9 protein-coding genes are annotated in these 13,198 nt (G+C 65.2%); 4 read left to right on the forward strand and 5 right to left on the reverse strand.

Translation table 11 applies throughout. The features are described 5' to 3' along the window. Together GRS48_RS09125 and GRS48_RS09130 are read right to left on the reverse strand one after the other, a co-directional pair. A complete protein-coding gene (locus GRS48_RS09125) occupies positions 1-3,159 on the reverse strand; it encodes an oligosaccharyl transferase, archaeosortase A system-associated (RefSeq protein ID WP_159485739.1) in 3,159 nt (1,052 codons plus the stop codon). Between the two features lie 43 nt (positions 3,160-3,202). After that, the gene (locus GRS48_RS09130; protein WP_159485741.1) at positions 3,203-4,024 is read right to left on the reverse strand and encodes a class I SAM-dependent methyltransferase; all 822 of its coding nucleotides are present in this window, start codon (positions 4,022-4,024) and stop codon (positions 3,203-3,205) included. Between the two features lie 64 nt (positions 4,025-4,088). On the opposite strand from GRS48_RS09130, the gene GRS48_RS09135 reads away from it, so the two are divergent. Further along, entirely contained in the window at positions 4,089-5,150 is a 1,062-nt protein-coding gene (locus GRS48_RS09135; protein ID WP_159485743.1) for a phosphotransferase, read from the forward strand. Here GRS48_RS09135 and GRS48_RS09140 read toward each other — a convergent pair. Further along, the gene (locus GRS48_RS09140; RefSeq protein WP_159485745.1) at positions 5,124-6,182 is read right to left on the reverse strand and encodes a glycosyltransferase family 4 protein; all 1,059 of its coding nucleotides are present in this window, start codon (positions 6,180-6,182) and stop codon (positions 5,124-5,126) included. The genes GRS48_RS09135 and GRS48_RS09140 overlap by 27 nt on opposite strands. After that, positions 6,179-7,315, reverse strand: coding sequence for a glycosyltransferase (locus GRS48_RS09145; protein WP_159485747.1), 1,137 nt, complete (start codon positions 7,313-7,315; stop codon positions 6,179-6,181). The genes GRS48_RS09140 and GRS48_RS09145 overlap by 4 nt, the downstream gene beginning before the upstream one ends. 209 nt (positions 7,316-7,524) lie before the next feature. Here GRS48_RS09145 and GRS48_RS09150 point away from each other — a divergent pair, with 209 nt between their 5' ends. Both GRS48_RS09150 and GRS48_RS09155 read left to right on the forward strand, forming a co-directional pair. Then, positions 7,525-7,713 (forward strand): hypothetical protein, encoded by a 189-nt coding sequence (locus tag GRS48_RS09150; RefSeq protein ID WP_159485749.1) that lies wholly within the window; start codon positions 7,525-7,527, stop codon positions 7,711-7,713. Between the two features lie 531 nt (positions 7,714-8,244). Beyond that, positions 8,245-9,702, forward strand: a complete 1,458-nt coding sequence (locus GRS48_RS09155; protein WP_159485751.1) for an oligosaccharide flippase family protein — start codon at positions 8,245-8,247, stop codon at positions 9,700-9,702. A gap of 103 nt (positions 9,703-9,805) precedes the next feature. On the opposite strand, the gene aglM is transcribed toward GRS48_RS09155, so the two are convergent. Next, complete coding sequence (gene aglM / locus GRS48_RS09160; RefSeq protein ID WP_235028042.1) at positions 9,806-11,110, reverse strand: UDP-glucose 6-dehydrogenase AglM; 1,305 nt, start codon at positions 11,108-11,110, stop codon at positions 9,806-9,808. Between the two features lie 77 nt (positions 11,111-11,187). On the opposite strand from aglM, the gene GRS48_RS09165 reads away from it, so the two are divergent. Further along, the gene (locus GRS48_RS09165; RefSeq protein ID WP_159485755.1) at positions 11,188-13,167 is read left to right on the forward strand and encodes a DEAD/DEAH box helicase; all 1,980 of its coding nucleotides are present in this window, start codon (positions 11,188-11,190) and stop codon (positions 13,165-13,167) included. The last annotated feature ends 31 nt before the right edge of the window (positions 13,168-13,198 follow it).

The raw sequence follows: 13,198 nt of genomic DNA on the forward strand, positions 1-13,198 counted from the left end.
TTACGCGATCGGCTCCGTCACGACCCCGTCGGGGGCGACGAGCGAGCCGGTCTCGTCGGTCGTTTCCTCACCGTCGTTCGCCCCGTCGTCGTCGTTCGCCCCGTCACCGTTCGCCTCCTCGTCGTCGAGCGGGCAGTCGGGGTTTCCGGACGGACAGTCGAGAAGCCGCTCTTCCAACTCGACGGTCGGCGTCGACTCGTCCTCGCCGATCACCTGTCCCTCGGTGACGTCGACCTCGCCGTACCCCTCGGTGACGAACTGCTCGTCGTCGACCGTCGGCTCGGTCGCGACCTCGTACGCGCCCGTGGCCCGCACGCTCGTGTTCGTGTACCCCTCCTCGGGGCCGAAGTCGTCGTAGTCCGACGTCGAGTACGGGAGGTGGAACTCGAACTCGCCGTCGGCGTCCGCCTCGGCGTACTGCGTGTACGCGAACGTCTCGCCGGACGGCTTCTCCAGCTCGACGACCGCACGGACCTCCTGACCCGGCTCCGCGCCGCTCCCCTCGACGGTCGTCCCGGGGACGCGCTCGAACGTCTTCACGAAGTCGTCGGCGAACCCTTCGAGGAGGCTCGTTCCCAGCACGGACTCCAGATCGACGCCGAGCGACTGCAGGGCCTGAAGCTGTCCGGCTCCGGGAGCCTGTCCCTGGGAACCGGCGTGTACGAGGCGGTACTGTTCGAGCGCCTCGACGCGTTCCTCGGGGAGCCCGCCGACGCCGCCGATCTGGGCGGTGCCGCCCTGCTCGTCGACGTACGCCTCCGCGGACTCCATGTCGTCGAACCGCTGGACGAACTCGCCCTCGTCGGCGGGCAGCGTCGCGATCTCGAGCTCCTCGCCGGTCTCGGGGTTCGTCACGCGCTCGGCGTCCCAGTTCACGACGACGGGCTCGGGCTCCATCGCGCTCCCGTACCCCTCGTACAGCCGTACCATCTGGCTCTCGTAGTAGCGCTGGGTCTGCACCTGCGTGACACCCTGGAGGCCGCCTTCCTCGGTCGGCCCGTAGATCAGGCGGTTGAAGTCCTCCTGTTCGACGTCGGCGTCGTCGTAGAAGGTGACTGGCGCGCCGAACTTCGAGTTCGGCGACACCATCTGGCTGTCGATCATCACGTACCGGGTGTCCCCGCCCTCGTCGCTCTGTCGGGCGAGCACCTCGGCTGCGCGCTCCTCGTCGGGCGCGAGCAGGTAGTTCGCCGCGTCCGTGGCGCCCTGTTGGAACGGGTTGGCGTTCGGGATCCGCTCCGCGCGCGTCGTTATCCAGTGGCCGTAGTCCCACCACGACTGCACGCCGTACGCGCCCTCGGGGTAGTCGAAGTCGTCGTCGGCCGGGCGCTCGTAGGTGCCGTAGTACTCCATCGCGTTGTCGTGCCCCTCGAGCTCGCCCGGCACGGGCGTCTCGTCGTTCATCCACTGGAGGCTGTCGTCCCACTGGACGACGTCGCCGGGACCGTTCGCGGCCCCGGCCGCCCACACCGGCGTCGCCATGAAGACGAGCGGCGCGAGCAGGACGATGAAGACGGCCGCACCCGTCATCACCTGCCATCCCTCGATGTCGCGGAGCCCCGCGAGCGACCGGTTCAGGTCGAGCCGGTCGAGCGCGAGCTGGAGGAAGTACGCCGCGCCGACCGCGACGATCACCGCGAGGTAGTAGTTGAATCGGAGCTGCGTGAATGCAGCGCTGCCGATGAACGCCGCCCACACGACGAAGTAGAGCTCCTCGGTATCGTACCGTGCGAGGAACGTCGCGCCGACGAGGAACGCGGTCGCGACCAGCAGGCCGACGACCTGCCAGTCGAGCCCGACGAGCCCGCCGACGGCGTCGTAGAGGCCGGGGACGGCGAAGACGGAGGCGATGACCGCGAGCGCGGCGACGACGTAAAGCGTGTGGTTGGTGTCGTCGCTCCGGACCAGCGGGCGCGCGAGGATCCAGAGGACCGCCGCGAGCGCGAGGAAGAACGCCAGCCCGTACTGCGAGATGACGAAGTCCGCGAAGCCGTCCGCCTGCATGAGCGGGGGTTGCGCCTCGCCGATCGTCCGGGTGCCCGCGCCGGAGCTGAACGCGACGGTACGGAGGAGGTTATCAATCACCGTAGACCAGAGGGAGGGAAGCGCCAGCCAGACGACGCCGGCGGAGACGAGGATCAGCCCGCCGACCGTCGCCGGATAGGTCTCCGCTTCGAGGTCGCGTGATTCCCACTCCCGTGCGAGGAAGGCGAGGAAGACGCAGCCGATGGCGACGCCGAGCGGGAGCACGACCTGCACGAGCGAGTAGGCGGTCGGCCGGAACGCGAACTCCTCCAGCGGCAGGACCATCAGGAGGGCGGCGACACCCATCGACACCGCACCGACGAAAGCGATCGGTTCCGGACTTCGTCCGTGAAACACGTCGCTCGTTATCTTGATCGCGAGGAAGATCCCGGTGAACCCGACCATCATCACGCCGGGCTGCCACGTCCACATGTAGACGGCGAGCGCGAGGCCCGCGAGCGCGGCGTACCCGACCGGAGTCCGCAGCGCGGCCCAGTCACGATCGACGACGAGCTCCCAGACGGGCTTTTCGCGCTCCGCGACCGCGAACGCGACGAGGAAGCCCAGGACTGCCAGCGACTGGAACAGGACTTCCCCGGCGTGGTGGTCGTTGAATCCCACGAGGCTGTACCCGAAGAACGTCCCCGAGAACAGCGCGAGGGTGAGCACCGCGACCACCGCCGGGAACCGGTCGACGAACCGCCGTGCGATCAGGTACGTCGGGATCGCGACAAGACTCCCGACGATCGGGGCCATGAGCAACATAACCTGCATCGCGCCCTCCTCGCCGCCACCCGTGATCGGGGTCGCCGCGAAGATAGCGAGAGCGGTGAGATGGTCCCAGAGGGTTCCGAACTGCCCCACGTGGTTCCCGAAGGGAAATCCGGTCCAGACGTCGTAAGGTAACGTGTTCGGGTAGTTTTCGAGGAGATACGTAGTCTCACGATAGTGATACCACGGATCGTTCCCCCGGAAGTAGATGTCCCCGTCGACGACGAAGTTACCGTACGAACGGATCCGCGTCCAGAACATGAAGGCGACGAGTCCCATCAGCGCAGGAACATGATAATAGGCCTCGAAGAGGTCGAGGACGGAGGATCCTCCATCGTCGGAGGATTCGTTGCGTTCGCTCATTAATTTGAACGATAGCCAAAACACGCATAAGCGTTGTGAAAGCTCAGCCTGGTGTAGTATATCGACCGAGCACGGCGAACCGTCGACAGAGCGAGGGCCGTCGTGATACGAGTCGATCGATGACCGCTACCGAACGATTTCGTTGATACGGGTGAAGCCCGACCCACGCGTGAGTATCGATCGCGTGGTGGTTAAGTAGATCTCGAAAGGCACCGACAGTTGGCGCGTGGACATGGTTGAGCGGCTTATTTGACGGGTAGTACGGAAGGATGCCGAAAGCTCGTTGAGTGGAGAATTCGACGTTTCTCGGTTGCTTCCCGAGCAGAAGCGAGAGCCTGTTCGTCCATCCGGCGAGGTTCGGAGCCGAAAAGACAGTGTGGCCACCGTCCCGGAGTACCCTTGCGGTTTCTCTTATCGTGTTATCATACCACGTGAGATGTTCAAGAAGGCCAAACGAAATGACGAGATCTATCTCGCCGTCGTCGAACGGAACGGCAGCACACTCGAGATCAATATCGTACACGTCTACCCCCCGCTCCTTCGCCGAACGTCGACGCTCGAGGTCCGTCTCGATACCGTAGATGTGGTCGCACTCGAGCAGGTCACCCAGCGCGCGTGTGAATCCGCCGCTCCCGCAACCTAAGTCGACCATGTCATCGATCCCGCCCCGTCGATCGTACAACTGAACGAGGATCGGAAGCAGCTCGTCGAGAGATTGCAGACTCGAGTTCTCATTTATTTCGGTATGCTCGAGTCGGCACCGCAACCGGCGCTCGATCCGATCGATCCGGGTGTCGGTCATCGTGTGAAAATCACACCCCGCTGGAATCAGTCCATCGTTCCGTTTCTCGTCGGTCGATACCATGCCTACCCCCTCGGCGCTCGAGATCGAACGACGTATGTGACCGTGTGGTTACGGGACGTGCGTGATGGCTTTGCGAGACGAGTACCTGATCGCACTCTATCGCGACGCCCTCGGTGAGCCGATACGCGAGGTTGAGTACGTCTCCCTGGATCCCGGCGGGGGACACGCATACTTTTTCAAACCAACCTCAACGGATATCTCTGGGGTTGCCGACCGGATCGGGTGTGCGTCGTTCCCCCAGCGAGCCGGGAAGAAGATGTTGCACGCCGCGGCACGGTTTCCACCCCTCCTTCGGCTCGTCCCTCGAGTTGGCCGAACACGACTCCCCGTTGGTGAGAGCCGACAACCCGATCAGATTCTCTTGAGTAGTCGGATGCGTCTCGTCGAACGGACGACTTCAGTCGTCCACACGTTACCGAGAGGATCGGAGCGTGAGGTACGTGCCGAGATCGATGCCCGCCGAGACTTACCGCCTGCACTCCCGGTTCCCACCCTCCTCGAAAGCGACCGCTCGATCCCGTACTTCACGGAACGATACATCGAGGGCCGATCCGCCGGACACCCGGAGGACGTACCCGAACGGTACGTACGGATCTACGAGATGCTGTTGACACTATACGAGGCAACGACCGGCCCACCCCAGCCGACGGACATAGTCGTCGATCGCCGTCTTTCAGAGCTGGAGACGTCGATCGATCCCGTCCTGGAACAGGCTCGCTTATGGGTGGACCAGGAGCCGCTTCCGACCGTGCTGCGCACGTGCGACGTTCATGGTGATCTGCATTCAGCAAATGTGCTCGTCACCGACGACGGACCGTTCTTCCTCGACTGGGAGAACCGTCGTCGAGACCTCGCCTTGGTCGACCTCATTAGGCCGCTTCTGGTACAGTACTACGCTCGCAACGACATGACGTTCCTGAAGGAGATGGTCTCGGAGACTGGTAACGGACACGAGTACGCGACCTCGTACGCGGAACGAATCGGACCGACCGTTTACGACGGGCACGAGTGGTATTCCGCGCTGATCCCGCTCGGATGCCTCTGTCTACTCGAGGAGATGAAGAGGGGGACCCCGATGTGGAACACCTGTTACGATCTCTTAGAGAACCTCGTCAAGGAGAGGTGAATACACGTCCTTCAACAACCGCCCGACTACCTCGTCCCACGTCGTCAATTCTGTCGGATCGGGTCGAAGATCAGTGGCCTCGTGGATCGCGCCAGCCACTGTCTCCGGGTCACGTTCTCGGACGCCGAGACAGCCAGAGAGGTCCGTCCACTCGGAGAGTGCGGTCACGTCATGAACCACCACCGGGGTTCCGGCAGCGAGCGATTCACCTACTGTCAGTCCGTAGCACTCGAAATCGGACAGGGTTACATGCACCATCGCGCCCGCATAGAGGCTCGCCAATCGATCCTCGGACACGTATCCAAGGAAGTCGACCCGGGAGGTAACCCCCGCTTTCCGGGCCACCCGTCGAAGCTCGCGCTCATATTGCCCCGTTCCAGTGATCTTCAGCTGCAGTTCCGGGAGCTCGTCAAGAGCTTCGATGACGTACTGGACTCCTTTCGACTGGACTAGCCGGCTCGCCGAAAGGATGTAGGGTTCCGAAGAGGGGTGAGGATTCGCACAGGCGTATCGATCGACGTCGATCCCGTTCGGTACGACGCGAGCATCGACCCCGAAGCTGTCCCGTAGCGCTCGTTGCTCCCACTCACTTACCGCGATACACTCGTCGGCGTATTGAAGCGGGAATCGGCCGACCGGACGGTAGACTCCGTGAAGTATGCCTCGAAGGCCGGAGACCGGACCCAAATAATGTGGAGTCGCCACAAACGGGACATGGCGAATCGCCCCGGCAGCCGCGAAGAGGAGGGGGAACGAGTGGTATCCATGGGCGTGAACGAGGTCCGGGCGATGGCGACGTATGGCGAGCGCAACGGTTGGTGCCACGTGATAGTCGTTGTTTGGCGCGACGCCGGGGACACGAACGATCGAAACGCCATTCTCCCGTTCTCGGACGGTTCGCCACGTATCGCCCATCGTAACGACGGTGACCGAATGCCCGGCATCGACCAGTCGCTCGCTTATTTCCTTGACATGCCGCTCGATCCCCCCAGTGGCTGGCGGATATCGTGGAGAGACTTGCAGGATGTTCATTCGAACGCCTCACGGGAAGACCGATCGATGTCCCACACACCATCCTGTTCATGACGGAGCTTGTACGATGCGACGAGCAGCGACACCATCGAATCTACGACCGGATACAGCGGTTGAAGCGGACCTAACCGTTCGGATTGACCGAGAGCAAAGCCGATCACAATGAAAACAGGAACGGACAGGCCGATCGGGCCAAATGAGAGGGCGAACAGGACGGTCGAGATGGTTCCGAGCGCCATCGCCCACGGCGAGATCCACATCATCCATGCGTTCAGCGGGAGGACGATCCGACCGTAGAGCCCATATCGGCCGATTGCGTCCCGGTGCCGAACGAGGAGGTCGAGCAATCCCATCGCACGGCGGTCCTTCCTATTCCGTCGGGAAAGGAACCCTGATGTTCCTGCCTCCGCGAACCGCATTTCCGGATCGAAAGCGACGCGCCTACCGGTGCGCCGGAGCCGAACCGCGATCTCGGTGTCGTCGGCGAGCGTGTCGTGTGGAAGGGGCTTGAAGGCATCACGCCGGAACATGAAGCACGGACCGTGAACGATGAACACCGAGTCCACACGGTTCTCGAGCAGTTGCAAGTCGGTGAGAAGTCCACGGTAATCCCGCTCAACCTCGCTTCCGGCGAGGAACTCGGCCTGCCGCCCGGTGACGCCGCCGACATCCAGGTCGGAGAGATGACGTACTCCCCGGCGAACCACGTCCGGTGCGAACCGCGAGTCACAGTCCGTTCGAAGTATCAACTCTCCGCTGGCCGCCGAAACCGCCTCGTTCACGGCCGCGGCGACACCACGTCGGGAAGGTTCCCGAACGAGTACCAGCGAGAGGTCGTCGACGTCTTCGAAGAACGATCGCACGACGTCAGCGGTTCCGTCGGTACTCGAGTCGACGACGACCACCTCCAACTTCTCGAGAGGGTACTCGAGATCACGGATGTTCTCCAGCCGTCTACGAATGATCGACGCCTCGTTGTGGCTTGGGAGCACGACACTGACAGTGGGCTCGAAGCTACTCTCCGGTGGATCGGGAGGGTTCAAGCGCAGCACTGAAAGACAGAGCAAACAGACCGCGTACGGCACGGCGGCTACGACGAACGTCACGACCGCGATCAGCACGAACACCAGCATGGGTATACGAACACGATCCGCTCAATTAAGCGTCCTGCAAACGTCGCGACTGATAGTGATCGGTCGATACTCCGAAATCTGCCCTCGTTGCCGCATACCTACCACTTGGTATTAACATCCGGATGATCGACGTATGAACGCAATCGCTTGGGTACTTCGGAACGCGTGGTGGACGCTTGTAACCGGGATCGCATCTCAACCCATTGCTTATGACGTACGACCACATGGACCTCGACGTTCTGCCCGAGAACGCTGGCGAGCGCGATCCGATGATAGCCACTCCCCCCAGCGTGGATAAGCCGACCGTCACGACCGATATGGACCTTCGGTGCGTCGATCATACAATAAAAATCGAATCGGTCACACAGTTCTTTACGGGATCGATATCCAGATCGTAAGCGCTCGTACAACCGGTCAATACGTCGGTATCGACGTCGAAGGTCCTCCGGCGTTCGGCATCCGTCGAACGATCCTCGTTCGTCGATCAGATCAGTCAATTGGTCGAAGAGTGTCGTCTCCTCCCATGGGACACCCTCGTTGAAATGCTTCGAGACGCCCCGGTACTTCGGCATCCGTTGGAATCTCGTTGTGACGTCCCGATCCCAGCTACCGCCGGCGATCCGCCCGACATCGAGATACGGATCAAAACCAATCTCAGATCCGACGGTTCCATGGACAGGTCGCGATTTATGTGACCATTCGATCCGATCCGGATCCACCCAGATCGTCTCCCACGGGTCCGTACAGTAATCCGGAAGGACAGATCGTAAACTGACAAAGGCGTACAGCCCGCCGAATTTGATGGTGCGGACATCGACCGAGCTCTGGAGCGAGCGAACCATTTCGATTTCCCGTGGTAGCTCCTCTTTGCGCGGGGAGCACAACGGTTTGAATAGGTATATGCCGGAGTATATATAAATCGAGGTACGATGCGGATCGGTCAAACTTCTATCGTCGTGTTCTCCTCGAAGTTCCTCGGGTCGATCCTCGCGTTTCTCGCCTCGTTGTACTTCGCACGCACGCTGGGCGCGGAGGCGTTCGGTGTCTACGGCCTCGTCTTGACGATCGTCACGTGGCTCAAGCTCGGCGGGACGATGGGCGTCGGGTCGGCGATGACCAAGCGGATCAGCGAGGACGACGAGCCGGGTGCGTTCCTCTCGGCCGGACTCCTGTCGGTACTCGTCTTCGGGTTCGTCGCCTCGGCCCTCGTCGTCCTCGGAGGAGATCTCGTGACGGCGTACATCGGCGCCTTCGACCGGTACGTCGCGGCGTCGGTGGTCTGGGTGATCCTGGTCCTGCTGTTCATCAAGCTCTTTTATACGGTCGTGATCAAGACGCTGGAGGGCGAGCGCAAGGTCCACGTCGCGGCGCTGCTCGATCCGATCAAGTTCGGATCCCGAAGCGTGATCCAGATCGGGCTCGTCTTCGCCGGGTTCGGGCTCGGCGGCATGTTGCTCGGCTACGCCATCGGCGGGGTCCTGATCGGCGTCATCGGATCGGCGTACGTCTCTATCCCCCTCACACGTCCTGCGAAACGGCATTTCCAAAGCCTCTACGAGTACGCACGGTATTCATGGCTCGGCAGTCTCAAGTCCCGATCGTTCAACGACGTCGACATCCTCGTGCTGGGCGTCTTCGTCGGTGAGGCGCTCATCGGGATCTACTTCGCCGCGTGGAGCATCGCGAAGTTCCTCAACCTGTTCGCGACGGCGATCCAGTCGACGCTGTTCCCGGAGATCAGCCACCTCGCCGAACGACGGGGTCTGGAAGCGGTGACCGGGTTGATCGAGGATTCACTTACGTTCGCCGGGTTGCTCGTCATTCCCGGACTCGCCGGCGGGGTCATTCTCGGCGATCGGTTGCTTGCCGTTTATGGCCCGGAGTTCGTCGAGGGGACGACGGTGTTCGGCCTGTTGTTGCTCGCCGTGCTCCTGTACGGGTACCAGAAACAGCTGTTGAACGCGCTCAACGCGGTCGATCGGCCCGACATCGCGTTCCGGATCAACGCGGCGTTCATCGCGCTCAACGCGAGCTTGAACGTCGCGCTGATCTGGCGCTACGGGCTCGTCGGGGCGGCGATCGCGACCGCCGCGTCGGCGGCCCTCGGCCTGACGGTCTCGTACGTCGCGCTCGGTCGCCTCCTCCGGTTCGAAGCCCCGACCGACGAGATCGCCCGGCAGGCGTTCGCCGCCCTCGTGATGGGCGTGGTCATCCACGTCGCACGGACGGCCGGCGAGGGGACACCGGTCGCCGCGGTGAACGAGGCGTTCGTCCTCCTGCTCGTCGCGGCAGGGGCGGCGATCTACTTCCTCGTGTTGGTCGCGATCTCGTCGACGTTTCGGGGGACGGTCCGGCGGAACGCCCCGTTCGATCTCCCGAACCGCTGATCGGCCACCTGCGGCGTCGGTGATGTTCGGATACGGATCGGACGGTGGTGTGGTGCGTTTTCGACGTCATTATGCCCGAAAACGACCGACGTCCCGCCTGATCTCACCACGTCAGCCCCTCGTACGTGATCCCCTCGCGCCGGTCGACGATCCGGCGGCCGTCGACGACGACGGGGTCGGCCATGGCGTCGAACGCGTCGTCGAGGGCGGCGAACTCGTCCCAGTCGGTGACGACGAGCGCGCCGACGGCACCCGTCAGCGCGGCCGCGGCGCTGTCGGCGTACTCGACGTCGGGGAAGCGGTCGCGCATGGTCGCGGTCGCGACGGGGTCGTAGCCGACGACGGTCGCGCCGCGCTCGAGCAGCCCCTCGATAACGGGGATCGCGCGGGAGTTGCGCGTGTCGTCGGTGCCGGGCTTGAACGCGAGCCCGAGGACGGCCACCCGCTCGCCGGCGACGTCGACGTGATCGTCGAGGAGCGCCAGCAGGCGCTCGGGTTGGCGGTCGTTCACCGCGACCGTGGCGTCCAACAGCGGCGGCTCGTAGCCGGCGCTACGGGCGGCCGCGCGGAGCGCGTCGACGTCCTTCGGGAAGCAGCTACCGCCCCAGCCGACCCCCGAGCGGAGGAACCGCTCGCCGATCCGATCGTCGAGGCCGACGGCGTCCATCACCTCGTAGGCGTCGAGCCCGAACGCCTTGCAGGCGTTGCCGAGGTCGTTCGCCAGGGAGATCTTCGCGGCGAGGAACGCGTTGTTCGCGTACTTGATCATCATCGCCGTCTCGGGGTCGGTCCGGACGATCGGGACGGGGTCGTCCCCGTCGCCGGCCCCGATCAGCGGGGCGTACAGCGCCTCCAGTCGTTCGGTCGCCCAGTCGGAGTCGGTCCCGAAGACGACCTTGTCCGGGTTCCGGAAGTCGTCGACAGCGGACCCCTCACGGAGGAACTCGGGGTTCGTCGCGAAGTCGACGCGGTCGGCCGCCGACCCCGCGCCCGCGGCGACCGCGTCGCGGACGTCGGCGACGCCCGGCGGCGTGATCGTGCTCTTGACGACGACGAGGTGTCGGTCGTCGGGTCCGAGCTCTGAGAGCGCCTCGCCGGTCGTCTCCGCGGCCGCGAGGAGCCCGTCGAGGTCGATGCTGCCGTCGGCGTTCGAGGGCGTCCCGATCGCGAGGAACGTGACGTCCGTGTCCGGGAGCCCGTCGTACGACGTCGTCGCGCGGAGCCGGCCGCCGACGTGTCGCTCGAGGAGCGCGTCGAGCCCCGGTTCGTGGATCGCCGCGCGTCCCTCGTTCAGTGCCGCCACCACGTCGGGGTCGATGTCGACGGCGGTCACGTCGTGGCCCGCGTCCGCGAGACACGCCGCGAGCGTCGTGCCGACGTAGCCGCTTCCGACGACGGTTACTCGCATGCGGGGAGAACGGGCCGCCGGCATCAAGAGCGTTCCGCGTCACTTTTTAAGGCCGATCACGCCGAACGGACGGTCGAATGCGCGTCGAAGACCTCCCTCTTTCCGATCGGTTCGTCGACCACTTCGCCGCACAGGGGATCCGCGAGCTGTATCCGCCGCAGGCGGAGGCGGTCGCGGCGGGCGTCTGTGACGGCTCGAACGTGGTCGCGGCGATGCCGACCGCCTCGGGCAAGACGTTCGTCGCCGAGCTCGCGCTGCTCACCGCGGACGGGCCCGGGCTGTACGTCTGCCCGCTCCGCGCGCTCGCCCGCGAGAAGTACGAGACGTTCGCGTCGCTGCCGGGGGTCGAGGTCGGCGTCTCGACGGGGGACGTCGACGCCACCGGCGAGGAGCTCGCGGGCAACGACGTCGTCGTCGCGACGAGCGAGAAGGTGGACTCGGCGATCCGCAACGGGGCGGCGTGGGTCGACGACCTGGCCTGCGTCGTCGTCGACGAGGTGCACCTGCTCGGCGCGAAACGCCGGGGACCGACCCTCGAAGTGACGCTCGCGACGCTCCGTCGCCGGTGTCCCGACGTGCAGGTCGTCGCGCTGTCGGCGACCGTCGACAACCCGACCGCGATCGCCGACTGGCTGGACGCGACGCTCGTCGAGTCCGACTGGCGGCCGGTCGACCTCCGGACGGGCGTATACGCGTCCGGGAGCGTTCGGTTCGACGACGGGGACGTGATCCCCGTGAGCGGTGTCGGTGCCGAGAGCGACACCGACCCCGACGCTGCCGCGGTCGACCCGGACCTCGACGAGGCGACGGAGGCGACCGCCGGGCTCGTGGGTGACGCCGTCGACGCGGGCGGGCAGTGTCTCGCGTTCGTCCGGTCCCGGCGGGAGGCGGCGGCGCTCGCCGACCGGCTCGCAACGGAGGGCTTGGCGGAGCGGCTGGGGATCGCCGACGACGCCGGGGCCGCGGCCGAGACGGTCGCCGGGATCGACGGGACGGTGACCGGACAGGCGCTCGCCGACGGTCTCCGCGCGGGCGTCGCGTTCCACCACGCCGGGCTCCGCGCGGGCCACCGGGCCGTCGTGGAGGAGGCGTTCCGTGCCCGCGCTATCGCCTGCATCTGTGCGACGCCGACGCTTGCGGCCGGCGTCAACGTGCCGGCGCGGCGGGTCGTCGTTCGCGACCAGCGACGCTACACCGGATCCGGGACGGAGTGGCTTCCGGTCCTCGAGGTGCACCAGATGTGCGGTCGCGCCGGCCGCCCCGGGTTGGACCCGCACGGCGAGGCGGTGCTCGTCGGCGACGCGTCCACGCGCGAGGAGCTCGTCGATCGGTACGTGCACGGCGAGCCCGAGGCGGTCGACTCCCAGCTGGCGGACCCGGGGGCGTTGCGAACCCACGTCCTGTCGGCCGTCGCGACCGGGTTCGCCGCCACGGAGGCCGAGATCCTCGACCTGTTCGAGGGGACGTTCTACGCGCGCGAGACGGGCGCCGGCGGGCTCGCCGACGCCGTGGCGGCCGCCGTCGACGACCTCGTCGCGATGGGGATGGTCGAGCGCGAGACGGGCGGGAGCGTCGACGACTACCGGCTCCTCGCGACGCCGGTCGGCGGCACGACGTCCAGACAGTACGTGCGCCCCGAAACCGGCGAGCGGCTCGTCGCCGGCCTCCGGACCGCCGCGGGGATGGAGACGGTGACGCCCCTGACCGTCCTCGGGATCGTGTGTAACACGCCGGACATGGACGACACGTACCTGGGGAACCGCGAACGCGCGGAGATCTATCGATTCGCCCGGACCCACGCCGCGGAGCTGACGACGGGGATGGGCGACGCCGACGACTTCGAGGGCTGGCTGGAGTCGGTGAAGACCGCGCGGATCCTCGACGAGTGGATCGCCGGGGCGACCGTCGAGGAGCTGGTCGACGACTACCGGATCGGTCCCGGCGACCTCGACGCGCGGATCGAGCGGGCCGAGTGGCTGTTGAGCGCGGCCGACGCGCTCGCGGCGGTGCTCGACCTCACGCTGCCGGCGATCGGCCGTACTCGCTCCCGACTCTGAGGTTTTCGGACGGTCCTGTCGCGCATGAATC

Origin of the sequence: Halorubrum sp. JWXQ-INN 858 (assembly GCF_009806985.1) — an archaeon.
Classification (GTDB): domain Archaea; phylum Halobacteriota; class Halobacteria; order Halobacteriales; family Haloferacaceae; genus Halorubrum.